The 23,602-nt window shown below is 44.1% G+C and carries 23 protein-coding genes; 7 read left to right on the forward strand and 16 right to left on the reverse strand.

Annotated features, from left to right (window positions below):
* Positions 1-71: 71 nt before the first annotated feature.
* The 12 genes from BET10_RS19785 to BET10_RS19835 form a co-directional block, all read right to left on the reverse strand.
* The gene (locus tag BET10_RS19785) at positions 72-350 is read right to left on the reverse strand and encodes a hypothetical protein (protein ID WP_070987646.1); all 279 of its coding nucleotides are present in this window, start codon (positions 348-350) and stop codon (positions 72-74) included.
* 4 nt (positions 351-354) lie between these two features.
* Positions 355-690 (reverse strand): gamma-glutamylcyclotransferase family protein, encoded by a 336-nt coding sequence (locus BET10_RS19790; protein WP_070987647.1) that lies wholly within the window; start codon positions 688-690, stop codon positions 355-357.
* A gap of 213 nt (positions 691-903) precedes the next feature.
* On the reverse strand, positions 904-3,051 hold the full coding sequence (locus BET10_RS19795) for a DUF6351 family protein (RefSeq protein WP_070987649.1): 2,148 nt from the start codon (positions 3,049-3,051) through the stop codon (positions 904-906).
* Between the two features lie 199 nt (positions 3,052-3,250).
* Positions 3,251-4,171 carry a GGDEF domain-containing protein gene (locus BET10_RS19800; RefSeq protein ID WP_070987651.1) on the reverse strand — a complete coding sequence of 307 codons (921 nt, stop codon included), beginning with the start codon at positions 4,169-4,171 and terminating at the stop codon, positions 3,251-3,253.
* 197 nt (positions 4,172-4,368) lie between these two features.
* Positions 4,369-5,157 (reverse strand): hypothetical protein, encoded by a 789-nt coding sequence (locus BET10_RS19805; RefSeq protein WP_070987653.1) that lies wholly within the window; start codon positions 5,155-5,157, stop codon positions 4,369-4,371.
* Positions 5,158-5,274: 117 nt separating this feature from the next.
* Positions 5,275-7,926, reverse strand: a complete 2,652-nt coding sequence (locus BET10_RS19810) for a purple acid phosphatase family protein (RefSeq protein ID WP_070987655.1) — start codon at positions 7,924-7,926, stop codon at positions 5,275-5,277.
* A gap of 159 nt (positions 7,927-8,085) precedes the next feature.
* Positions 8,086-9,180 carry an NAD(P)/FAD-dependent oxidoreductase gene (locus BET10_RS19815; RefSeq protein ID WP_070987657.1) on the reverse strand — a complete coding sequence of 365 codons (1,095 nt, stop codon included), beginning with the start codon at positions 9,178-9,180 and terminating at the stop codon, positions 8,086-8,088.
* Positions 9,181-9,183: 3 nt separating this feature from the next.
* The gene (locus BET10_RS19820) at positions 9,184-11,142 is read right to left on the reverse strand and encodes a LodA/GoxA family CTQ-dependent oxidase (RefSeq protein WP_070987659.1); all 1,959 of its coding nucleotides are present in this window, start codon (positions 11,140-11,142) and stop codon (positions 9,184-9,186) included.
* A gap of 241 nt (positions 11,143-11,383) precedes the next feature.
* Positions 11,384-11,851 (reverse strand): helix-turn-helix transcriptional regulator, encoded by a 468-nt coding sequence (locus BET10_RS19825; protein ID WP_240503720.1) that lies wholly within the window; start codon positions 11,849-11,851, stop codon positions 11,384-11,386.
* A gap of 108 nt (positions 11,852-11,959) precedes the next feature.
* Entirely contained in the window at positions 11,960-12,211 is a 252-nt protein-coding gene (locus BET10_RS22035; RefSeq protein WP_338053307.1) for a helix-turn-helix transcriptional regulator, read from the reverse strand.
* Positions 12,124-12,444 (reverse strand): hypothetical protein, encoded by a 321-nt coding sequence (locus BET10_RS19830; RefSeq protein WP_240503722.1) that lies wholly within the window; start codon positions 12,442-12,444, stop codon positions 12,124-12,126. The genes BET10_RS22035 and BET10_RS19830 overlap by 88 nt, the downstream gene beginning before the upstream one ends.
* 123 nt (positions 12,445-12,567) lie before the next feature.
* Positions 12,568-13,443, reverse strand: a complete 876-nt coding sequence (locus BET10_RS19835) for a CPBP family intramembrane glutamic endopeptidase (protein ID WP_083330622.1) — start codon at positions 13,441-13,443, stop codon at positions 12,568-12,570.
* 209 nt (positions 13,444-13,652) lie between these two features.
* On the opposite strand from BET10_RS19835, the gene BET10_RS19840 reads away from it, so the two are divergent.
* From BET10_RS19840 to BET10_RS19855, 4 genes are all read left to right on the forward strand, one after another.
* Positions 13,653-14,504, forward strand: coding sequence for a delta-class carbonic anhydrase (locus tag BET10_RS19840; RefSeq protein ID WP_070987663.1), 852 nt, complete (start codon positions 13,653-13,655; stop codon positions 14,502-14,504).
* Positions 14,505-14,603: 99 nt separating this feature from the next.
* The gene (locus BET10_RS19845; protein WP_070987833.1) at positions 14,604-14,984 is read left to right on the forward strand and encodes a BlaI/MecI/CopY family transcriptional regulator; all 381 of its coding nucleotides are present in this window, start codon (positions 14,604-14,606) and stop codon (positions 14,982-14,984) included.
* 1 nt (position 14,985) lies between these two features.
* Positions 14,986-16,332 carry a M23/M56 family metallopeptidase gene (locus tag BET10_RS19850; protein WP_070987665.1) on the forward strand — a complete coding sequence of 449 codons (1,347 nt, stop codon included), beginning with the start codon at positions 14,986-14,988 and terminating at the stop codon, positions 16,330-16,332.
* A 4-nt stretch (positions 16,333-16,336) separates the two neighbouring features.
* A complete protein-coding gene (locus BET10_RS19855; protein ID WP_070987666.1) occupies positions 16,337-17,620 on the forward strand; it encodes a M23 family metallopeptidase in 1,284 nt (427 codons plus the stop codon).
* 74 nt (positions 17,621-17,694) lie between these two features.
* On the opposite strand, the gene BET10_RS19860 is transcribed toward BET10_RS19855, so the two are convergent.
* Positions 17,695-18,258: a hypothetical protein gene (locus BET10_RS19860; protein WP_070987667.1), complete on the reverse strand. Its 564-nt coding sequence runs from the start codon at positions 18,256-18,258 to the stop codon at positions 17,695-17,697.
* Positions 18,259-18,604: 346 nt separating this feature from the next.
* On the opposite strand from BET10_RS19860, the gene BET10_RS19865 reads away from it, so the two are divergent.
* Both BET10_RS19865 and BET10_RS19870 read left to right on the forward strand, forming a co-directional pair.
* Positions 18,605-19,165 carry a lipid-binding SYLF domain-containing protein gene (locus tag BET10_RS19865; RefSeq protein WP_070987668.1) on the forward strand — a complete coding sequence of 187 codons (561 nt, stop codon included), beginning with the start codon at positions 18,605-18,607 and terminating at the stop codon, positions 19,163-19,165.
* Between the two features lie 336 nt (positions 19,166-19,501).
* Entirely contained in the window at positions 19,502-19,990 is a 489-nt protein-coding gene (locus tag BET10_RS19870; protein WP_083330623.1) for a hypothetical protein, read from the forward strand.
* A 27-nt stretch (positions 19,991-20,017) separates the two neighbouring features.
* Here the strand turns inward: BET10_RS19870 and BET10_RS19875 are convergent, their stop codons facing one another.
* Positions 20,018-20,653 carry an FMN-binding negative transcriptional regulator gene (locus BET10_RS19875; protein WP_070987669.1) on the reverse strand — a complete coding sequence of 212 codons (636 nt, stop codon included), beginning with the start codon at positions 20,651-20,653 and terminating at the stop codon, positions 20,018-20,020.
* Positions 20,653-21,228, reverse strand: coding sequence for a GNAT family N-acetyltransferase (locus BET10_RS19880; protein WP_070987670.1), 576 nt, complete (start codon positions 21,226-21,228; stop codon positions 20,653-20,655). Before BET10_RS19880 ends, BET10_RS19875 begins: the two co-directional genes overlap by 1 nt.
* Positions 21,229-21,367: 139 nt before the next feature.
* Here BET10_RS19880 and pdxR point away from each other — a divergent pair, with 139 nt between their 5' ends.
* Positions 21,368-22,846 carry a MocR-like pyridoxine biosynthesis transcription factor PdxR gene (gene pdxR, locus BET10_RS19885; RefSeq protein ID WP_070987672.1) on the forward strand — a complete coding sequence of 493 codons (1,479 nt, stop codon included), beginning with the start codon at positions 21,368-21,370 and terminating at the stop codon, positions 22,844-22,846.
* Here the strand turns inward: pdxR and BET10_RS19890 are convergent.
* The gene (locus tag BET10_RS19890) at positions 22,821-23,309 is read right to left on the reverse strand and encodes a SixA phosphatase family protein (RefSeq protein ID WP_083330624.1); all 489 of its coding nucleotides are present in this window, start codon (positions 23,307-23,309) and stop codon (positions 22,821-22,823) included. The genes pdxR and BET10_RS19890 overlap by 26 nt on opposite strands.
* Positions 23,310-23,602 lie beyond the last annotated feature (293 nt).

Genomic DNA, 23,602 nt, shown 5'->3' on the forward strand with positions numbered 1-23,602 from the left:
GAGTGATGATATTAATCAAGCTGAGGTGTATATAAAATAGTAACTAACAAAAAATAACAAATTAATACAAATCAGCTTGTTGGCTCGATTATTACCTTAACCTGATGAGTTTTTAATGAACAACTGAGTGCCTCAAGGTGGTGATTGAGGTGTACAAGTGCTTGAGATAGCTCGCTTTTTGACAGTGGCTGTGTGCAGTAAAGTTGGACTTTAAGGGTTGCATCTAGCTTTTTCATGGACCCCGTGTGGCTCAAATAGCAAAAGCTTGGACAGGTTGCTTTAAGCGCTTCACATGCTTGTGTGAGCTGTTGTATCAGCGCCTTCTCAAGGCGCTTTTCGGTTTTGGTCATAACTTTACTCAGTAGCAGCGTAGATCCAGCACTGCTTACCGGAGGCAAGCGTGGCCATCACACGATGATATTCATCCACTTCGTAGTTATCAGCTTGTGTCAGCTCATCATCCGTTATTAAAAAGACCATGCCTTTAACGGTGTCACTTTTGTCACCGGTGCGTACCAAAATTGGGTGGATATCTTTACCACTACTTGCGATAACCGCCGCATCCGTAATTTTTACTTCGTCCACTCGGTAACCCAGTAAGGTGTCGTGTTCACCTTCTAACAGGCGGCCGAAGGTGTCTAGTTGCACTTGTGATTGTTGCAATGTGCCGTATGAAAATAGTGCTTCCATGTTCTTTCCTGTCACCTAAATTGGCCCAAAACTATAGCAAAAATATAAATACAAAAATAGGCCAAATAACCCGCATTCAATGGATATGATAGAGTTAATTCAATCATAATATTGCCAGAGATAAGGTATATAAGCGCTGCAATTGTTGTGTAGCTCAACGCAGAAATACGCAAAAGCGCAGTGCTGTAGCATGTCGCTTATCCCCAGTTCAGGTTAAATGTCTTTTGGTCGACCAACATCGCCTTGGCTGTAGTCGCATACACCCTCAACAAAAATTGTTTTAAGGGCAATAATTTCTCTGGTGGTGATGTCTTTGCCATACATGCCTTGGCGCACCGCGGTGTCTACATCTATCAGTGCACATTTGAATATATCGCCAGCCCAAGGTGCACCCGCCTCAATGCGGCTGGTACTATACATCGGAAAGCGAGACTGGCAGGCACCATCATTTTGCTGATTCCAGCTGCCGTCAAATACGTGGTTACCTGCGGCAAAAATACTGCCATCGGCATTAAAACAGGTATCTTTTAAATCATGAGGTTTGGCTGCAATGATACCTTCAGGCGTATGCTGTTTTATATTGCTCAGCCATTTATCCATCATGGCAAACGCTTGTGTGGTTGGGTCATGGTCTTTGTGTGCTACCCAAATCACGTGATTTTTATGGTGCCCTTGAGCGCTTTCAATGCGCAGGCGGCTGTAAAATGAAGCCGACATGTGATGCATATCTAAATCATTTTCTAAATAATGACGAGCATCAATGATGGGCAAATGGACCTGACCAATAAATACTTGGCCTGAGCGGTATGCGGCTTCCATGGCTTGCAAAGAACCATGATGGCGAGGTGCTGAATAACTCGTAGATTCAGTGATGTTATCGCTGCCCCACAGTGATAACCACAACGGGATTTGCGTGCCGAGCGGTGTGACTATCTGCTCACGATGCATTTGGTTTTGGTATTTCCATGCGCCGATGTTTTTGTTGATATCTAAAAACTCAGCCATTGTGACTTTTTTATCAAGCAACGCTTTTAGCCCATACTGAACACCCACATTGTCCCATGTGCTTTGCCCAAAGCCATCGGTATCTGTACCAAACACATGTTGCATGTCCTGCCAGTAACTCCAGTTTGTTTGCTCTACTACGGGCTTGGCAAAAAACTGACGTAAAAAACCCTGTTTGGGGTTATTGATAAAGGCTGAAAGCCCGAAGTAGCCATTAATACATTCGCTGTTACCCTTTGGAAATGACGGAACAAAGCCTGCCATTAACTGATTAAGCGGTTGCAAGAACCCTGCTCGTTGTGGAAAGTCATTGATGGCGTTCATGCCTTCGATTAAACGTCTGCGCTCCCAATCCCGCCATGCTTTGCGATTTTTAGCTCTGAAGGTAAAGTAGTTATTGAGTAAATCACAATCCAGCGCGTAGGTGGTTTGGGTGATCATGTCTGGATAGCTGTAAAGGGGAATTAAGCCATCCAAAATACCGGTACTGTTTTGGCCTATTAGGTACTGAGCTAAGCCGCCGCCAGAACCACCAATACCCACGGTATAAATGGGCTCGCCATAGAGGCTAGTGAATTGTTTTTTTACTCTTCGAGCGGTATCTTCGGCCAACAACATGTTATAGGTGTAACTGGTTTTGTTACCACTGGAGCTGATGACCGCGTAGCCGTCGAGCAATTGTTGAGCTTGCCGTTTTATCACTTTCCAAGCACTTTGCCTGCCTTGTCGGTAGCCAATGCCTGAGCCACCATTAAATTGATAGATTAAGCGTTGATTCCATTGTGATTTTGCTTGCCTGTCGCCGACTTCATCCACTGAAACAGGCATGATTAGCGTGTAAATAAAGCGGTTTATTGTGCCTTGCTCGACTCTGAATAGTTTGTCTGTGCTGGTTGGTAGTGCTTTGCTGGAAATGGGGTAAGGCTGTAGGTTTTCGTCAATTGCATAGTAGGAGAGTCGAGTTTTTACGCCACAATCTTTACTATATCCGATCACCTTTTTTTGTTCATCGTAAACAGGCACACCAAAGCCTTGTTGGTTGTCGATTTCTGGCTGACCAAGGCCTGAGTCTAGTGTCATGCAAAAGAAAGGGTACTGATTGGGGCCAGAATAGAGGTTTTGACTGGGGCCAATCTCACCAAGCGCAATGGGAAAAGTAAATGTTTCTACAGGGCGTGTAACCGTCGAAATATGAGGATAGAAATCCAGTAACAGATTATTGCTAGCAGGGGCTATCGCTTTGACCTGCCTGTGAGTGTATTCGTCTTGTGTGAGCATTGGCCATGTTATGAGTATGGCTGCTATGCCTACAAGCACCATCAAGCTTGCGGCTATCCACTTGAGGTATTTTCTCATACATCACCTATTTTTTATTGCCTGTTACTCTAAGTTTAGGGCAGCAAAATTTGTGACGTTGTTATCACTTTGTGAAAAGCTGATAAGCCAATGAAGCTGGGGTGAATTTAGTTTGTTTTTTTGTCTGAAACACTGATAGGCGCAACAAAGCGGTTAAAACTTTTGCGCAAACAGGTCCGTCAATCACGCTGTTTAGTGCTCAAGCAGTAACGACTTGATTGCGACCGCCTCGTTTGGCCTGATACAAGGCGCTGTCGGCCCGCTTCAAGGCTTGTTCATAGGACCCATCTTGTGGCGAAATTTGAGTCACGCCAATACTGATTGATATGCTGACTGGCATATTTTCCTGTGTATGCAGTTGATGAGTATTCAAAAGTGCTTGCTCAACTGACGTCCGTATACGTTCAGCGGTAACCGTTGCATGCTCCAGAGTGAGATGTGGCAGAACGACAACAAATTCGTCGCCACCAAAACGGCAGGTGATGTCTGTTTGTCGCAATGTCTCTGTGCAAATCTGTGCAATCTTACGAATAGCAGAGTCTCCAGCATGGTGTCCGCAGGTATCATTGAGCAGCTTGAGGTGATCTAGGTCGAACATGAGAAGCGACACCGCGTAGCCATGCCTTCTAAAAGCATTAAAGTGATAACTTAGCTCTCGCTTTAATCTACGGCGATTGAATAAACCGGTCAGTTGATCGGTGTCGCTTTGTGCTCTGAGGCGTGTTTCAAGCTCATGACGTTGTGAAATATTACTGGCCACCCAAAGAACAACATCTTCATTATCTATTTTAAAATCCAGCGCTTTAATGCGTCCTTCAAACCAAATAGGCTCAGAAGGTCCCTCATCAGGTAAGCCGTTTACATCTTTATTGCTCAGTTCATACTCCTCAATGAGGAGTACTTTAGAAGCCAATGCACGTTCAATGGTGGCGATAAACCAAGCCGCTTTGTCTGGTTTGATTATGTCGCTGATATATTGACCTACTAGGCTACTACCATCGTGATAATAACGTTCATCCTGGCCTCCATAAATGGCCACATATCTACCATTGCGAGAAATTAAAAAGGCAGGATCGGGTAACGCCGCGAGTACTGCGGTCATCTGCTCAGCGTCTATCATTTGATTCCTCAGAGTACTACGAGATCAAAACTAATCCTTTATTATTGTATGTCATGCAACAAAAACGGCAACTTTGATATAAAATTTTACTGAAGAAAATGCGCAATAAAAGCAGGCAATCAACAGATTGGATGAGAGGATCTAGGGGCCGTTGCAACCTGTTATCAGTTAACGATATTGAGTTAAGTGGTCGTAAATCAAGGCATTTTTGGTATGCTGATAAATGCTCTTACCACTCGGTTTCTGAACTCGATATTGGTTGCTAAATTAGCATGTTGATATTCTCGGCAATAATCTATGGGGTCACCTGAGTGGCTGAGCAACTCATCACGCGCTTTACTATGGCTTTTTGTGCTCAACTGCCAGCTACTAAGCAGTGAATCAGGTGGCTCAGGCAGTTGCTTAAGAATACGTTCGGATAGGCTGAAATTACTGTCCATAGCCATTTTTATCGTGTCGTCATTGGCAGCTGCTAGCCACACTGTGCCGTGCTTGTTTTTACAAATCAAAGGCAGATATGGAGCCAAAGCAGGAAACACTGAATTTTTATAAACCGAAACTTGCCAGTAGGACTGTGCGATTTTTACAAATTGTTCAAAGCTCTGGATGGCCGAAAAACCTGACTCAGCAAGCGGCTTTATTTCAATTCTGGGCTTATTGGCATTTACGGTGTCGTTGGCGCAGTCGATGTACCATTTACCGACAACCATGGCATTTTGAAAATATTCATCTCTGAGTGATCCCCATACTTTTGTCAATGGCATATTTGTTTTTTGCATGTATTGGCGTATGGGAGATAAAGCTGAAGGGTCATTGTGCAGGTGTTGCTCAATCAACTTAAACATTGCATCGCGAATTTCTAAACAGCGGCCTAAAGGGTAGGGTTTATTCGACAACGAGGTACATTTGGGTGCCAAAAGTAAATCGACTTGCAAACGAAGGTTAGCAAGTTCGCGTTCCAGAGAGTCAATGTCTTTTAACGTCATATAGTTAGCAGCTGAGCAAAGTTTTTCTCATTATAGAGACATTTTAGCCTTGTTTGCCAGTACCAGTTATAATCGCCATCTTATAGGTGGCGTTGTGGCCACCTAAAGATGGGTTATCTATTCACTCACAGATAAAAACAACGCATCAAAATAACTGTCGTTGTCTGAACCATGGTTGCGTGTACCTGTCATAACAAAGTCTACAAACGCGGTATTTGTGGGTAATAACGCATTTGCAGAAACACTCTGCCACTGTGCGCTTTGTGAGCTAAGCGTTTGACTATCTGCTATTAACCCTCCGCTGACGTCGAAAAATGATAGCTTGATCGCGGGCGTATCATTGCCACTGTAGTTACGTATCTTACCGCCAAAGTTCAACGACACATTGCCTGCTTGTATTGCTTCGCTAATATCTTGTAAGTCAATACGTTGCGCTACACTGCCGGATGCGCTCTCATTGGCACAAACACCGCCAACGGCAAAAAACTGATTGCCTTCATAGGGAGTTACGGCGTCACATTGCCCTGCGCTTAGCGATTCAATCGGCCCAGTGCCACTCCAACCATTTGTGCCCGTTTCAGCGCCTGGGTTCTGCAATAAGTTACCCGACGGTGTTTGCGCTTGAGTGATATGTTCACTAGGCGCCGCGGTTGGTCCACGGTCTGATATCACAGGGCAGTTAACGCTCTGGGTTTGTATTTTTAGACTAAGGGAATCGAAGTAGCTGTCATTGTCGGTGCCATTTTTGCGCGTGCCTGTTAGCACATAATCAATATAACGGGTTTGGGCTGGGATTGTGGTGCTGTTGGTGAATGCTTGCCAGCTTGAGTTAGCGCCTTTTAATGTGTCACTGGTGCCTAATATCTGCCCTTGTGCATCTTTAAATTCTAAGTGAATTTGCGCAATGTCGCTGCCGTTAAAGTTGCGCATAAAACCTTGGAAATGCGCTTTGATCGAGCCTTGGTCGATGATGGTTGCATAGTCGCTTACATCAACACGCTGAAAGGCCGTGCCGACGTTTTGCTCGTTATTGCAAATACCACCAACAGCGAACAAATGCTCACCGTTGTAAGGGGCTACAGAGTCGCATTGGTTGGCTGTTAGGCTTTCAATTGGACCTGCACCTTGCCAATGTTCAACACCTTGGTCTGCCTCAGGGTTAAGTAGTAGGTTAGGGCTGAGCGATGTGGTCTGTGTGGTACTAAAGGCAACGGGTGAGGACCACTCACTCCACGCCAATGCACGGTCACGCATACGCATTCTAAGACAATATTGCTGGTTACTTTGTAAGCCGGATAAAGTGACCCGATTTGGTACTTTACCTGCGCGGGTATCGCGTTCATTCCAGATATTTTGATGCTGATACCAAGTATCAAATACAGGGTTAGAAAAGTCGTCACACTGAGCGCTAACCTGCCAGTGGGCTGCGCCAAATTTGTCTAAATCCGCATCGGCAAACAATGACGCCACCGCAGTATTACAGCTTGGGTGAATATCACCTGCTTGTGGCCAGAGTATTTCAGGGGTATATGGCGCGGTGTTATTGAGTCTGACCTTTAAGGTGTCGCGAACGGTGTTATTAAGCGGGGTTTGTTCATCACCTAAGGAGATACGCTTGATCTCAAAGGCGGGATCGTCGCCTGCTTGTACATCAACCACCACAAACCCATACTCGTCTTGGCTCACTGAGAACTCGGTGTAATCAGCCTGAGCATATTCATCAAAATAATCTAAATTTCCGCCAGCGGATGCAACATTAACCATGGCATGTGTGTGATCGCGACTGGTTCCACGTGAATAGGCGTGTGTATGGCCAAAAAAGTGAATACTGGGCTTATTACAAGCGCTTGAAAACTGCTCTAACTTCGCAACAATTTGCCCGCTGTAATCAGTTTCTCCAGCAAGCCACATTTCAGACTTGTGGGGATGATGCATTTGGGCGAACAAAAAGTCTATATCTGTATTGTTACAAGTTTGTGCTAACAGGGTATCAAGCCATTGTAATTGCTCATCTGTTCGATAGGCGGTATTAGTGTCTAACGATACCACTCGAATATTTGAGTGATCTTGATACCACCAGTGCTCTAAATGATCCGGCGAGCCATTTTTGGGCAGGTTAAAGTAATTGAAAAAATGCTCGGAGTCGTTCTCATGATTACCTGGGGCTGGGTAGGTAGGCACATGGCGTGCAAGCGGTGCGATGGGGCCAAAAAATGTGTTGCGCCAACTGTCGTAGTGATTGCCGTTGTCTACCAGATCGCCTGGGATCAAGGTCATGTTTAAGCCATCGTGTAGGCTCACACCTAGGGTATTTTCAACATATGGGATCACGCCATTGTTTATTACTTCTCGAAACTTATTTGGGTTCGCTAAATCCTGCTGCATATCACTCATAGCAAGAATACGCGCGCTTTTTTCTTGTGCAGCAGTGGGAGGCGTTCTAAAGCTGTGAATATCACTCAAAGCATCCCCAGTTTTAACACGATAATAGTAAACGGTATCAGGTTGTAGCTCGGTTAGCTGCACCTCGTGAATGCGGCTAAGTAAATTGCCTTTCTTACTCGTGCCAGCGGTTTGCATAGAGAGTGCTGTGCTGGTGCCCCACAGTACAACAGACTCGTCACCCCCACTGGTTTCCCAGCTGATCCACATACTGGTGGGTGATGCAGTTTGTAAAAAGGGAGTGACATGAAAAGAGTGGGCGGCAACTGTATTTGAGCCAGCAAGTGTTGCAATGCTCATACTTGCGACGAATAACACGTACTTCATTGATAGTTCCTTGGTTAATGAAAACGAAGCAGCATCGCAAAGTAAGATTAAAGAATAATGTATATGGTGTTAATTTATTGTGTATTTGCTCAAGGTGAACCGTCCAGCGCAACGAGCTTTGTTCATTACTGTAAACTATCAGACGTATGGAGCGATTGATTAGGCCATCATACCGGCTTGTTTATAGTAAAGAGATTTATGATGTAGGTAGTGCTGCCACACCTTGTCCATTTGTTGTTGATAGTGGCAGGCTGTATCACGGCCGTGCAAACCGTTGTGTATCAACATGTCGCAAAGCTGCATGGCACTGGCCATGGCGTTGTACATCCCTTGTGACGAAAGTGGGTCAAAGCTCATGGCGGTGTCGCCAATCGCATACCATTGTTTACCTGCCACTTGCTCAAGTTTAGAGGTATTGGCAGCTACCAACCCATGAAGCGTTTGAGTGTTTGGTATGAGCTGCTCTATAAGCGTTTTAAAGCCGTGAGTCATCCGAGCTTGCTGTAAAAATTGTTCAACATCTTGATGATCTTGTTTTTGCAGTTGCTCGGCGTTTAGTTGCCACGAGACTATTCGTGATTGAGCATTGTTTATTGCCCCGCCAAACTGGTCTGATGGAATGGGCGCACTATACCACCAACCGCGTTGTGAGCTGCTGATCAAAGCCATATTTTTCGAGACGCTAAACTGTGCGCTGAGCCAAATAGACACAAGTTTATCGTATTGTTTTCGAGTAACACCCTGTTGGCGTGCAAATACACTATGTCTGCCACTGGCATCAATCACAACATTGGCACTTAGGCTCAGTGTTTGTTGTTTGTGTTCATACTCAAGGAGCCAGCGATTATCGTGAAATTTGCTGGTAATGGGCTTGGCAGGCCAGATGCATTGTACCCCAGAGCGCAGGCATTGCAGCCGCAGTTGTGTTTCGAACTGAGTTCGGTTTAAGTGCCAGCCAAGACCATCTGGGTTGCGTAAGTTGTCTACTACAGCAGGTTGGCTACTTCCCCAATACGAGAGCATGCCTTGACTGACCAAGTGAGGACCGTTATCAAGTAGATGTTCAATCCCAAGAAGTTTCAAAATGCGCCGAGCCGCTGGTGGCAAACACTCTCCAGCCTTGGCCAGTGGGTGTGTATGTTTATCCAACAAAATGACCTGAAAATGCTTGCTCAGTGCCAGTGCAGCAATACAGCCTGCAATGCCTGCACCAACAATGGCAATTTGCGTTTTTTGGTTTGTCTCGGCGCGCATTGATTATTTACGTCCTGTAAAACGATTTGCTTTATCAGTTTTGCTTAAATCAGGACGAAGCAGTGCTTTATCAGCCTGATTGAACTCACTCAGCTTACGAGCTTTGACTGCTTTATGTTGCTCGCTGTTACTGGGGGTAATACCCACCTGCATTGACGCGGGAAAGTTAGTAACGCCAACTTTGGTTTGATCGAGTACTAATGCTAGTTGCGAAAACCCAGTGATCATAGAGTTGATTTGCGCTTCATAATTGTTGGATGGGCCGATAGGTAAATCATCTAACCAAAACTCTCTTTCATTGAAGGCCGCTTGACGCTGCTCTAACGTTTTGCTTTCATCAATAACTACCTGATAGTTGTCTTGGTTGAGCATGTTGTTAGGAACACGAGCGGGCCAGAAAGTCGGCAAATATGGGTCATACGCCTGATTGTAACCGTCTCGACAACTGGCGGTATCAGTTTGCCAAGGAATCGCCATCCAGCGTGTGATCCCACCTGCAACCTGCCCACTGAGTAGTGGCCCGTCAGGCTGGCGTGTGATCTCTGGGGTCATGACGGGACCGTAGTTTATGCCGTGCGTTGGCGCGGTATCGACAGCATGATGTAAACGATATGCTTCACTGTACATACCTGCGGTACGCATTGGCCACGTCATCTCACACCCTGGGTGAAACGCATCCGCTAAGCAAAAATCCATGGCTGCGCGTGTCAACACGTCCGGTTGCTCGCAAAGTGGTACGTCATCAATCGCTTTTGGTGGTTGATATTTAGGGTCATAATCGGCGATAAAGTCACCCTTAACCCACTGCGCCAAAGCGTCGAGTTGTAGGCGGGTTAATGAGCTAAACTGGCGCGGTGAGTCATTGGCGTCAACGCTCATTGCATCACCATAAATCCATGGCCATTGTTGTGGTGATAGTGCACTAAACTCGGGGTTCCAAGATGCGACGTTGGCAGGGTCATTGGTTATTGAAAACTCGGTATCAAGACGTCTGAAGTTATGATACAAGGTGCGACGCCTTTCTTGCCAGATAGGTGACGGGTTAGACAGCTGGTTGAGCCATTGTTCACTGGTAAAGTCAAATGGGCTATTCCAACCAAAGCCCGCCAAGAAACCAGCGTTGACCCACTGTAGATTGGTCATACGTTGGAAAATCGGTAAAATATCGTGAGTGAATGAAGGTTTCTTGGGAGCAGGCAGCATACCTGCCGTTACCGCCACATCGCGCATCAGATCCCACATGGTACGTACCGACTTTTGTAGCGGCGCGTAATCTGGTGGCGCGCAAATCACCCAGGCGGGTTTAACCGTGAGCGTTTGCTCGTTATATACCACGGTTGCGGTGATAGGCCCATCGGAAGTGTCGTCATACCAGCCTTCGTTGTTACCAAAGGTGACAGCAGGCTCTCCTTTGAGGTTCTCTGACTTACCGTGGCCGCCTAGCATCACCAAGCGACCTTGCTCATCGGTGCGCATCTCGCCTAAATAAACGTCTTTGCCCTCAAACTTACCGACAAATTTGCTATTGGCACCATCTTGGTTTACACCGCTTACGGTATACTCTCCACCATCGATTAAAAGTGTTTTTCTATCTTCTGTGCTCTTGTTGCGCAGGTATGAAGGTGGTGCTTTGGCCGCTTCTGGGATATCCAGTGCCAGCTGAAACTCATACCAAGAAGCCTTTTGGTTTGCCAATCGAGCTTGCCAAGTAATCGCGGCATTGTCGCAAGTGAGTTCTTGTACCACTTCGCCAGCTTCGTTTAGACCATAAATACGAAAACGTGCTGCTTGTCGTTTTAATGCACCCGTAGTATCACGATAGAAATCTTCGCTTTGAATGGGTGGCTCATTGACCTCAGGGCCAATAAAATAACCGTCAACGCTATTGCCAACACGCATCACCCCTATGGGTGGGTAAATAGCTGCGCTCACGATAGTTTTGTCAGAGACTGTGTGGGTCATTGAAATATTCCTTCATTGTTTATCAGGTTTGTACGCTAAGGCGATGGCATGGTGGCGCACTAACTGAGTGCACATGCCCTATCGCGTATAGAGTCGTTTTGACAAGGTCATCTCAGAGACCCACTGCGCAAAACAAGAACGATAAGTGTATGCAGAATTTCAAAGTTCGCCAATTACGAGCGGTTACGGGCACAGATTATCAGCTGGGATGATTGCGGTTTTTCGTATATTTTCTAGTGTGTTATGGTGTGGTTTGCGATGCATACTTGGCCCTGACTAAGGCAACATAATGCTCTAAATTTTTGTTGCCACAGGTTGCAAAAGCCGTTGTTGTAGCGCTCAGATGTAGCATCCGGTCTAAGCGAAACTCTCTATAGTCATTTCTTAATTGGCAATAGGCCACTAACGTCCACTTTCCGCCCCAATAGACCATTCCTAAAGGCTCGATGATACGTTGGCTGTGTGCCTCATTGGCATCTTGATATTGTAGTTCTACACAATAATGAGCATTTATGGCATCTCGTAATAACTCGCTGAAAGCTTGTTGTTGCGCACCATGGTTGAAGCTGGCAACCAGATAAGGGGATTGTTCACTGAGTTGTTTTAATTGGCTTGGAAGTACCGCTTCGATTTTCTCCATTGCGGCTTTTGCGTGGCTACTGAGTGTTGGGTCGGTCCATGCACTGACCATCTTACTACCAAGTAACAAAGCGGTTAGCTCCTCGAGACTAAACATCATAGGAGGTAGGGGGTGGTCGTGTATGATGTAGCCAATTCCTGCTTCACCAGAAATAGGAACCCCAGAATTTTGCAGGCTCTAGATGTCTCGGTAAATAGTACGCTCGGACACTTCAAAACGCTCGGCCAGTTGTTTGGCCGTGATAGCCAGTCTCCGGCCCTTAAGCAGGTTGACGAGCTGAAAAAGTCGATCTGATTTATGCATCTGAACGTACGCTACTAAAAAATACCAGACTGAGCAGCTTAACCAGAGCAGGTACTTTGTGCAATGATCATATGGTGGGTCATATCTACAGATTGTTTGTCGATAAGCGCCAAAAAGTCCATACATACGGTCGAGTTGTTAAATGCTTGTGCGGTTCGCTTTGAGTCTTCCATTGATTGCCAGTAGATCACATCGATATAACCTTGGTTATTAGGCTGTTTAGCGAGTGAGCGATATAACAGGCCTGACTGTTTGTCGATAAACGTTTGAAAGGCATCGTTTAGTGGTAGAAAGTCCTGCTCGCTCACCCCAGGGGCTAGTTTAAACTTAACAATTTCAATAACATTTTGTGACATCATGATTTCCTTCTTAATGAATTGGTTTTGTCGTTAAGTAGTAAAGCATGAATGACTGTCAGGGAATGTCAGTAGTGTATGATGCCAGCCAAAAAGGAATGACAGCAGATAGCAGGCCTTACTCCGTCACATACGCTCAACGCTATGATGTACTATTGGGTAAGTAAACAGCGCCAAGTGTACAAAGTTTATCAAAAAGTGTGTGATGATGGCCCAGTATAACTTCCCGGTGAATGCATAGACCGCGCCGTATAAAACGCCCGCCAGAGTCGCGACCAACATATATTCCATGCCACCTGCAAAATGCGCAATGCCAAACAGCACACTGGATATAAGCAGTGCATAATAGGGGTTGATTAATGCACTGAGCTTGCTTTGAATGTAGCCTCTAAAAAATGCTTCTTCAACGACACAAGTCACCACTAAGTTATTGATAGCAAATATCCACCACCAACTGGGCAAGTGCAGATGTAACATGATCAATTCAAGCGACCATGCGCTTGCAAGTATTAGCGAAAACAGCAGGATAAATACAGCTCGCAGCTTGGTTTGATACTTCTCACCTACCGTTATCAAAGCGCCGTTATTTTGTAAAAGCGCAGGAGATAGCAGCAACAATACAAACAGCACGGCCGATTTATCAAAGTTAAAGTACAAGTCAAACGGTAAGCTATTGGAAGATTTTTGGACTTGTTCCAGTACAAGCAAATTATTAAATCCGGGTACCTGATGGGCGGCAAGCACAATACAGGCTATAAGTGTAATGGCTGTAATAGGGTAGCGAAACTTAGCTGCGCTAATACGATGAGCGAAATGTGCCAAAGACATAATTACGGCCAGCGAGACCAAGGCTTCAACGCCAACAATTTCGCCCAAAAACGCCACCATTAAGGTGGCAAAAAATAATCCGAAACTGGCTTTTGTATGGATAAAAGCACTGAGTAAACTGGCCAGCAACAGACTAAAAGCAAAGCTTTCGATTAGGTCGGGGGTATGAAACACAGTTGGGTGATCCTTCTTTACTTGGCTATTTGGGCAAACTACAACGTAAACTGTCAATAACAGTATCAACAGCGCTTTGCCTCGCCTCCAATATTGTTCGACAAAATAACATAATAATCTTTTATTTCAACATGTTATATTTTCATGTTTGATCTTTTTTTGCCCATCATACGTTAAGTTTGGAGTTTTATTCATAAAAGGACTAAGCAATGAACAATAATCTGAGGCTCACTTTTGTCGTGAGTACACTGTTATCTAATCTAGCCTATGCCACGGATAATTTGGCGAACGTGCATGCTCACTTGCATGACACTAAGATATCCAAACCTCAGCCTGCAAAGGCAAAGCTCCACGGTTTCGGTCCGCAGTCGCCCAGAGATATAGACGACACAAAAGGGCTAAACCCAATTGTTTTCTCAGCGGCACCAAAGCGCAATGTGATGAACTTATGCAATATTCACTTTCATAAAAATGCTGAGCACAGAGGTGGGGAGTTTGACCTACCCGCTGTTGTCAATAATAACCAAGCAGGTTTTATATACTCTGGTGCGCTAAGCGAAGCCGAGCGCACACCAGTGCAGGCCAAAATTTGCCCTTCGGGCGATCAAGGACTGAGTTCTGGTGATACCATTGAACTTCATCATGTGCATAGCTCAGCACCTGTGAAGCCCGGCGTTACTTTAGCAGCCTGTTTGAGCGAACATATTAAAAACCCTCAACTCAGAGTTGAAGCGCAGGTAATGGTATTGACCAATGATGGTAAAGGGATAGATTTTAGTAAGATGACGCAGTTTGAGCGTGTAAACGGTTACTATCAAGCGCCTAACATTCCGTCCGATACAGGCCGACCTGTAGAATACACAGGCTCTACGACGGGACCAAACTACAATCAAAAGGGTTCCCCCTTTAAAGTCACTTGGAATGTCAGGCCACACGTTTTAAAGGTCGATATTCATAGTGTAGGGAAGTGGTGTCGAGATAACCCCTTTAAAGAATATGCAGCGCATGGAGTGAGAGATTTGGTTAGTGCTCCAGAGCATCTATCGCCTATTTTTAACTAGTGCTATTGCTAAAAATCTTATATCAATCAATTGTGCGACTTGTGTCGCACTTTTTTGTTTGCTAAAGTGCGACATATGTCACATAAGGAGGTTGCCATCTTGAAACCAAATAGTACAGAGCTAGAAATATTAAAATTACTTTGGAGTTCACAGCCAAGAACTGCAAAAGAAATACACGAGGCAATACAGAGCAAGTTTCATTGGTCCTACTCATCCACCCGAAAAACGCTCGAACGCATGGGCGAAAAGGGGTTATTGCTGATTGGTGAAGAAGGCAATAAAAAGTCATATCAGGCCAAAGTAGATAAGGTCGCCACACTTGCGCTTTATGCGCAGGAATTTGCAAAAAACGTCTTTGAATTGGATGGGCCACTACCGGTTACTTTATTTGCAGATAGCCGACTCATTGAAAAAGAAGAGTTAAGTGAGCTCGAAGATTTACTTGAATCGCTATCAGTACAGGACAAAAAGGGAAATTAGTATGGGCTTTTTAGTACTAATTACACCACTGATTAATGTGCTCATGTGGGTTTTGCTGTGCTTTATTCTGCTTGCATGTGGTCGCTATTTAAAACGATTCAACCCAGCAATGCCAAGTATGTGGTGGGGGGTGTTACTAATCAGTGTATTGCCTTTTGCTGGGTTAGATATATCAGCAAGGTTTGTAGCAATTCCAGAGGTGTTATTTGATGTATCTGAGCAAACCGAGCTGCTGCAACTACATACCGAGTTGGTCACGCAAAGCAGCTTGAATGGGGATGCAAGCATCTTGTTTGCAATTTTATTGTGTATTTACCTCACTGTCACTTTTAAACGTTTACACCGCTTTTGGCATAACAGAAGTAGTGTTTTGAACTTATTAACGACGGGCGAAAAAGTATCTATTGGCACACGTAATGTGGATGCCGTTATGCTACCGATAAATTGCTCGCCATTTGTAACAGGAGTTTTTAAAAGCCGGCTGGCTTTACCTAAATACTTTATGGAGCTTCCCAAGGAGCAGAAACAAGCATTGCTAAATCATGAGCTTGTTCACATAGATTATCGGGATCATCAGCTGTTAACCTGTTGGCATATCCTCTGTTGTATCTTCTGGTTCAATCCTGCTTTGGTCAAAATGGAAGTGGAGTTAGGTAACGCCATAGAAGCTAGGTGTGACAAATCTACCTTGTCCAAATATGGGATCAACCCAAAAGTTTACGCCCAAGCTATGCTCACCGCACTTAAATACAATAACACCAATTATCAACAGCATTCGACTATTGCTTTTGCATCACGAGCGATGTCTTTGGCTGATTATAAGCTGCGTTTAACACAGATCATGAGGCCGACTAAGAGTAGCCCGAGTCGTGTTGTGATTGCCTTGATGCTTTGCACGTTGACTTCTGTGGCGATCGTAGGCCATATCAAGTCATTATTTATTGTCCAACAACCAAACTGGCAAGCGCCAATCAACCAATATTCCATCAGTTCACACTTTGGGCATATTAGTGCGTTTAGAGATAACCGCTCACATGGCGGCGTTGATTTGGTAGCCCCTAAAGGGCAGCCAATTGCTTCCGTTGCTACAGGTAAGGTGCTGGTGGCTGATGCGCATACCTTGCCGACTAACTATGGCAAGGTTGTGCTGATCCAACATAGTAACGGATATCAAAGTCTATACGCTCATTTAGACCAAATTTGGGTTGCAGAAGGAGACTGGGTGCCGGTTGGAAAGCGTATAGGAACCTTGGGCGAGAGCGGTAAGGTGACAGGACCACATCTACATCTCGAAGTCTTACACGAAGGTCAGCGTGTCGATCCATTAACTGTAGTGGAGTTGAATTAGGCTAATGAAAACATCTATTTATATCGCTTTTATGATTGCCATACTGAGTGCTTGTTCTGAGGGAGCGGTTTCACAGCCCGGCAATGTGAAGGACGTATCGACACCTACGGATCTAAACCAAGCAGCGAGCAAATTGCAGAGCGTTGAAGCCGATAGCAAACAACAAATCAACCCGTTGCAAACGACAATTATAACTATAGAGCAAGGACAATCTCTTATTGGTGTACTTAAGCCGTTTGGTTTTAGCGCCAATGATGCTTGGCGAGTACGAAAGCTTGCTAAGCCTACTTTGGACTTAGATCGAATTCGAGTGGGAGATAAGGTCAAGGTGGAACACAGCGGTGAAAATTTACGTTCTTTAACACTTGCCACAACATTTACTGAGCGTCTGCGTATAGAACGCACGTCAAAGGGGTGGACAAAACGGGGTTACCAGTTGCAGGTCAATTCTAAGCCTGTTATACGCTCTTTTGAGGTATCAAACAGTATCTTTGATAGTGCTCAAACTAATGATGTGCCGCTTGATATCATAAACCAAATGATCTTTGCCTACTCTCATTTTATTGATTTTCAAAGAGAAATACATAAAGGAGATAAGGTGCGTTTGCTGTTTGATGAGCAGGTAATACTCTCGCCAGATGCCTTGCAAGCACAGCATAGCAAACCCACTCAACTACGCTATGCCCGATTGTTCAACAATGAAGAACCAATCGAAATCTTTCATTTTGAAGATGAGGAGGTGCTTGATGGCTTTTATTTCAAAAATGGACGTCCTGCACGAGGCTTTTTATTGAAAACTCCCTTAAATGGTGCCCGCTTGTCGTCAGAATTTGGACACAGAAAGCATCCTATTTTGGGCTACACTCGACTTCATGCTGGGCTAGATTTTGGCGCGCCCCATGGAACGCCAATATTTGCGGCCGGTAACGGCAAGATTGAAAAAGCTGGTTGGGGAGGAGGGTTTGGCAACCGTATACTCATAGAGCACGGGCAGGGCTACCATACTTTGTATGCGCATTTGGATAGGTTTGTTGTGGGTCTAAAATCAGGTGATAAAGTAACTCAGGGACAAGTGATCGGTTATTTGGGCAATACGGGGTTATCGCAAGCGCGACATCTGCACTACGAGGTGCATAAAAATGGTAAACCAATCAATCCATTATCACTAAAAAATGTAGCTCAAACGCCGCTGCAGGGGGCTTTATATGCAAAGTTTCAAGATCTGGTCATTGATGTAGAAGATACACTGCAAACCACACGCTTGGCTATGCGCTCGAACACGAGGTAAAGTCATTCAGTAAAAACAGGTCTAACATACTTGTGGTATGTTAGACCTGTTTTTAAGTTGGGATACTAGTAAAGTTAGTTGCGTGTTAGGCAGGTGTTTTCGGGTTGCTCCCCTGGTGCTAAAACCTGTACATGGGAGTATTCAATATCGCCGATAGTGGGTGTTATCAATGCTTCAAAGCGCTCGGCAGCGCTGCTTAGTTGCTTACCTTGTGCTTCAAGCGCAGTAAACTTATCTTTGTTTGCGTCTGCCAGTTGTTGAAGTTCAGCGGATACAGTTTGTTGCTGTGCTAGTAGTGTCTTATCCATGCTGAGCTTGCCATCCGTTACCACATAGGCTTGTTGCGTGAGCGCCTCAATTTGATTTCCCAGTTCACTCATTTTTGCACTGATCTTTTGTATTGGGCGCTCAAGTGTGTTCATTTTCTCTGATTGCTGCTTCATTATTAAGTAACTGTCTACTTGTTCAGCGCTCAGCGGTGCTTCAAGTACTTGCTGGCAGTGCTGAGATACGACTACGCGATAGCCATTTATGTTGATTGGCGTGTGGTCTTCATGTGTTTGCGCGCGCATTTGTGCAAAAGAAGTAAAAGCGGCGGTGATGCTGATGATTGCGATAATGTTTACAGGTTTTAACATGGTTCTCGTCCTCTGTGCTTGGGTCTCGCGTATAAGTCGTCAAAACACGCACAAAGGTTTAAAAGTGTTGTGTTGAGGTTGACATAGGTTTTTAACTGTTCGGTTTTTGCGATGATATTGTGCGTAATAATGTGGTTTTATTTAACTAATTGGCTATGTACACTGAACTTGTTTTCACACTTATCCCTTCATGATTACCCATGATATTGGCCGCATCAGCGGCCTTTTTTTGCTCGCTTTTCGCCAATTTAAATTATGATTGCTTGATTCATGTCTAAGCCAGCTTATGTGTACTAGGCTTTTATTCGATGCCATAGGGTTATTTTCTTGTTTAAGAGAGGTTTATATGAAAGGCAATCAAATCGCTACATTAATGGGTATTGTTTTTTTACTAGTGGGCTGTGCGTCAGCCGGTAATACTGTCGCTGAAAAGCGTGCAGCAGTTGAAAGTATGCGCAGTGATGTGTTGAGTCAGCTTTACTCTGAAAAACCAGATGTTCAACAGCAAATTGCAAGTTCAGCAGGGTATGCTGTTTTTGATAATGCTAATGTTAACGTCATATTTGCCAGTTTGGGTGGTGGTTATGGCGTAGCGGTAAATCGTACCACTGGTGCTAGAACTTATATGAATATGGCTGAGGCAGGCTTGGGACTGGGTATTGGTGCAAAAGACTTTAGCGTGGTGATGGTTTTCCACAGCCAAAGCGCATTGGCTCGCTTTATCGAGCATGGCTGGGCATTTGGGGGAAATGCGGATGCTGCAGCTAAGCACAAACATCAAGGCGGAGCTGTTGCTGCTGAAGCTGTGGTTGATGATGTAACCGTATACTCATTGACTGAAACGGGTCTGGCTTTGCAGGCTGTACTAAAAGGAACCAAGTTTTGGGTGGATGATGACCTCAATTAAGCATTAGTACAAAGACCTATCAATAACAACGGCAACGCTTATGAGTTGCTGTTGCCTTTTAAGCAAAAATGATTTTTTTAATTTACGTATATTTTACTCTAAAATGGTTGTTATTAAGGTGGTTTGTTTGTTTTTAAATCAATAATGGCTGTGTATTTTACGTTTTCTCATCTTTTTTGTTTTTTTACTCTACTTATTAACATATTAATATTGCGTTATGTAAAATTTAAATACACAGGAACACATGACTGAGTACTTTGGATGGTGAGAACACATGTGTTGTTTCAATACGTCATGGTTGATATGGATCTAAATAAGTGACAAGGAGATAGATGTATGTACATTTTTACGGAAAGCTGGGGTGTTAAAAACGTCTTCACGCAACTGCATACAAGTAACAACAAAAAAGGAAAAGCATTATTAGATCGCGTTTGGACTTACTTATTCAGCGAAAAATCAATTGTCCATGTAGAGAAGGGTATACAAACACAAACCGAGAATCAGTTTTCTGTTAAAGACGTTACAAAGTATCATCTCAATGATGATTATATATACGTAAAGCACATGTTTGTTGAACTAAAAGGGCAATTGGTTAAACCAAAATTATCCAGTGAGGATATTAACTTCTTTAGAACCCTAGATAAGCTATCCAAGCGATGTTATGTCATGGTTTACATTAAGAACTGCGTAACAAAGCGTTACGATCAGGTGCTATTTTTAGATGATTTTGAAGCAATTCAAGGCATTAATATGAGTGAAGCAAACAAACGTTTGGTCAGTTTGCCTCAAGCAGCAGACATTATCCGAGCGATTCTGGCCCAGTGATAATTAACCTCAGCTGTGGATAATTACTCAGTAGTTTGCCACTTTGTTGTTTGTGTCTTCATCATCAATATAACTTCCAACAAGCTCAGATAAAGCCTCGTTCCCTCTAGTTTTTAGGCTTTGCATTATTTGGGCTTTCACTTTTGGTGACTTGTTTTGGCTAAGTTTAAAGTTGCCATGCCACTGCTCTATTGAGATGGTAAAAAACGCGATATGTTTGAACAAGGTATCTAGCTTATTTGTTTCAAGCGACGAGACCAGCCAAGGGTCGTGAAACTCGCGCTCAAAATGGTCAGTGATCTGTGTCATCATATCGCGCTTTAGTTGGTGATCTGCTACTAACTCAAAGCGTCCTTCAATCTGAACATTGGCGTATAGCCACGAAGGAAGTGTGAGAGCTTCGCTGTGACTTGGTGAAATGTAACCATTTGGGCCATGAAACAGTAATTTCACCATACTATCGTTTTGCTGTACTAAAGGGTTGCTTTTTACCACATGACCAATAAAAACCCATTTGGCTTCATCAAAAACTAAAGGCGTATAAACAACCTCATTTAGGCCACTTAGATGATTGTCAAACAAGATTGAAGCCAAAGGTGACTGCTGTACAAGCGATAATAAGCGCTCAAGGTGCTGCTCTTGGAAATATCTAGCTGGGTACATTATAACCACTCCTCAAGTTTAGGTTTTATTTCACTCCACTGCTCATCAATAATGCTAAAGCGCGCACTGTTACGAAAGTTACCATCAGCAAGGAGTCTGTCTTTGAAATGAATGCCTTCAAAGCGCGCACCGAGGCGTGCGATGGCGTTACGTGATTGCTGATTGTTTTCGTGTGTACAAAAAGTAACCCGAACCAAGTTAAGCGTTTCAAAGGCGTACTTGAGCAACAGATATTTACTGTGTGTATTAACATAGCTGCGTTGCCAAGGCACCCCAATGAAAGTATGGCCAATTTCTGCACTGCGGTTGAAAGTGTCTAGTCTGAACAAACGCGTGGTGCCTACTACTTGGTTATCCGCTTGATTGACGATTGCCATGACCAGCTGCTGTTGGGCATCAAACTGAGCGGTTTGCCAGAACCAATCATTTAATATTTCTGGTGTTTTACAATAGTTAGTTAAGATCCAACGCCACAGTTTTGGATCTTGTCCTGCCTCAAAAAGGTCCGCTAAATGCTGTTGTGTTAAGGGCTGTAGTGCTACTTTCTGGGAGCTTAAGCTACGTTTTTCAAACATGTGTTATTCCTGTTTAGAGTCTTAATAAGGCTACTTTAATTCGATTTTTGGTTTAACATAAACAACCAAACTTTATTATTTACCTAGACCAGATTGGTGGCTATGCTACTGGCATTGGACAATTTAGATTGGATTCAAAATGCACCCTATTGTTTTTGAAGCTCAGCACAATAATGAAGCGATTTATCTACAACTTGCAGGGGCGTTGAGAGAAGCTATCAAGGCAGGCAAGCTCGTAACTGGTACTAAACTCAGCTCAGCGCGTGCCATGGCGCCGGCATATCAGCTTAATCGCCATACGGTTATGAATGCGTTACAACTATTGGTAGCTGAGGGATGGTTGGAAGCCAAAGAAAAGTCGGGCTACTTTGTAACACACACCTTGCCCATAGACTCAAGTGCACAGCATAAGAAGCAGCCAAAATATGTCCCAAAGCAGCTAGTCTTTGCTCAGCCAATGAATGACCCAGTCACAGCTGAACTTGCCCAATATAAATATAATTTTGCGGGCGGCCTGCCAGATATAGAAAAGTTTCCGTTTATTGAGTTTAAGCGTGCAATGAGTAATGTGTGTCAAAGGGTTGATGCCAAGAAGTTGCATTATGGTGCTGTGGGCGGCGAAAATGAATTAAAATTGCAGGTTCAAGTATACCTTCAAAGCGCACGTAATTTACGCACTGAAGATCTAGTGATCTGCAATGGTTCCCAAGAAGCCTTGTTTCTTACTGCGAGAGTTTTTATCTCACCGGGAGACTATGTTGCTTGTGAAACTTTGGGTTATCCACCTGCTAGAAAAGCCTTTTCAGCCTGTGGTGCTCGTATCATCGACATTCATCAGGACGAGCAAGGGCTGTGTGTCGCAGATCTGGAAACGCAGCTTCAACGCTATAGCATTAAGTTGCTGTATCTCACTCCCTTACATCAGTATCCAACTACGGTGACTTTATCCCCCACAAGGCGTTTACAAATATATCAGCTTTGCTATCAGTACGGGGGGGTGATCATTGAAGATGATTATGACCATGAGTTTCACTATCGATGTCAACCCTTGCAACCTATGGCGTCGGATGACCCTGCGGGCATCGTCATTTATATATCCACATTCTCAAAAATAATGTTTGCTGGAGCAAGAGTAGGTTATATCTGTGCTCGCAAACAAATACTAGAGCAAATACGTTCCCATAAACAGTTGATTAATCATAAGAATGATGTACTGACCCAACTTAGTGTTGCGCAGTGGATGCAAACCGGCCAATTTGAGCGGCATCTAAAACGTATGACGAAATTGTACAAATCTAGAAGTGAGGCTATGGCTGGTGAGCTAGCACACTATCAAAAAGTGGGTTTGCCGCTACGTTTTATATATCCTGACGGTGGCATGGCCATGTGGGTAGATTGTGGGGTAAATGTTTTAGGTGTTAAAGCATTAGCGGGTAAACATGGTATTTACCTACAAACACAAGACGAGTTTTATTATGCAAATAGTGAGCGCTCGTTACAACCGAGCGCTACTGCGATAACTCATATAAGGCTAGGATTTGCAGGTCAAAATACAGCTCACATGAGTCAAGGGCTGCAACAATTGATGCAGCTTATTTACCCTCGTTATCCGAGCTAAGCGTCGATAAGCTAACCCTGCCGAACTTACCATAGGTGATGACAAATACTTTGTTAAATTCATCTTCAGCAATACTGACCTCCTGACTACTCAAAATGCGCACGAGTTCGGGGGTGGTATTGCTGTGACCCACGATAACGACTTCGCCCTTTAATTCCAAAACTTCATTTGAGAAAGCCTCTAAGTTTTGCGGATCATAGCTGGTTACCTCTAACCCAAAGTGCTTTGCCAATGGCGCAATGGTTTGCTGCGTTCGATGATAATCAGTACTAAACGCGTGTTTTATAGCTCTATCATTGAACATTGATACAAGATGTTTGGCACGTTGCTGACCTTTTTCTGTCAGCTGTGGGTTATCGCCTTGGGCTTTTTCAGCATGACGAAACAAAATGACTTGTTCAGGAAGAGCCTGTGCCGCACTGCTTAATAGCAGCAAAGGAAATAAAAGAGTTTTGATTTTCATGATTTGTATTATTCACATCAAAAAAAATGGATGAAAACTTTAACAAAGCTTAGATGAGTGGGCAATGTCCTTGATAAATATGAACTCTTTGACAGTGGTTAGTCGCGGACGCTTTCGGTGTCCGCAGCGGACACTTTTAGTGTCCGTGGACACATTTTCTGTTAGGTGAATATGAGTAACTGATTGTTATTCATGGGCTTTTAATTTTGGCATGTAAATCGAATAGTGAGTACAAATTAAGTGAATAAGGGTGAGTTAGATATGTTGCTATATGTGTTTTTCTTATTGTCGCC

It is taken from the genome of Pseudoalteromonas amylolytica (assembly GCF_001854605.1).
GTDB classification, from domain to species: domain Bacteria; phylum Pseudomonadota; class Gammaproteobacteria; order Enterobacterales; family Alteromonadaceae; genus Pseudoalteromonas; species Pseudoalteromonas amylolytica.

Coding starts and splice junctions, on each gene's coding strand:
- BET10_RS19785 (WP_070987646.1), bottom strand. CDS start 350: ATGACCAAAACCGAAAAGCGCCTTGAGAAGGCGCTGATACAACAGCTC.
- BET10_RS19790 (WP_070987647.1), bottom strand. CDS start 690: ATGGAAGCACTATTTTCATACGGCACATTGCAACAATCACAAGTGCAA.
- BET10_RS19795 (WP_070987649.1), bottom strand. CDS start 3,051: ATGAGAAAATACCTCAAGTGGATAGCCGCAAGCTTGATGGTGCTTGTA.
- BET10_RS19800 (WP_070987651.1), bottom strand. CDS start 4,171: ATGATAGACGCTGAGCAGATGACCGCAGTACTCGCGGCGTTACCCGAT.
- BET10_RS19805 (WP_070987653.1), bottom strand. CDS start 5,157: ATGACGTTAAAAGACATTGACTCTCTGGAACGCGAACTTGCTAACCTT.
- BET10_RS19810 (WP_070987655.1), bottom strand. CDS start 7,926: ATGAAGTACGTGTTATTCGTCGCAAGTATGAGCATTGCAACACTTGCT.
- BET10_RS19815 (WP_070987657.1), bottom strand. CDS start 9,180: ATGCGCGCCGAGACAAACCAAAAAACGCAAATTGCCATTGTTGGTGCA.
- BET10_RS19820 (WP_070987659.1), bottom strand. CDS start 11,142: ATGACCCACACAGTCTCTGACAAAACTATCGTGAGCGCAGCTATTTAC.
- BET10_RS22035 (WP_338053307.1), bottom strand. CDS start 12,211: ATGTATGGACTTTTTGGCGCTTATCGACAAACAATCTGTAGATATGAC.
- BET10_RS19830 (WP_240503722.1), bottom strand. CDS start 12,444: ATGATGTCACAAAATGTTATTGAAATTGTTAAGTTTAAACTAGCCCCT.
- BET10_RS19840 (WP_070987663.1), top strand. CDS start 13,653: ATGAACAATAATCTGAGGCTCACTTTTGTCGTGAGTACACTGTTATCT.
- BET10_RS19850 (WP_070987665.1), top strand. CDS start 14,986: ATGGGCTTTTTAGTACTAATTACACCACTGATTAATGTGCTCATGTGG.
- BET10_RS19855 (WP_070987666.1), top strand. CDS start 16,337: ATGAAAACATCTATTTATATCGCTTTTATGATTGCCATACTGAGTGCT.
- BET10_RS19860 (WP_070987667.1), bottom strand. CDS start 18,258: ATGTTAAAACCTGTAAACATTATCGCAATCATCAGCATCACCGCCGCT.
- BET10_RS19865 (WP_070987668.1), top strand. CDS start 18,605: ATGAAAGGCAATCAAATCGCTACATTAATGGGTATTGTTTTTTTACTA.
- BET10_RS19870 (WP_083330623.1), top strand. CDS start 19,502: ATGTACATTTTTACGGAAAGCTGGGGTGTTAAAAACGTCTTCACGCAA.
- BET10_RS19875 (WP_070987669.1), bottom strand. CDS start 20,653: ATGTACCCAGCTAGATATTTCCAAGAGCAGCACCTTGAGCGCTTATTA.
- BET10_RS19880 (WP_070987670.1), bottom strand. CDS start 21,228: ATGTTTGAAAAACGTAGCTTAAGCTCCCAGAAAGTAGCACTACAGCCC.
- pdxR (WP_070987672.1), top strand. CDS start 21,368: ATGCACCCTATTGTTTTTGAAGCTCAGCACAATAATGAAGCGATTTAT.
- BET10_RS19890 (WP_083330624.1), bottom strand. CDS start 23,309: ATGAAAATCAAAACTCTTTTATTTCCTTTGCTGCTATTAAGCAGTGCG.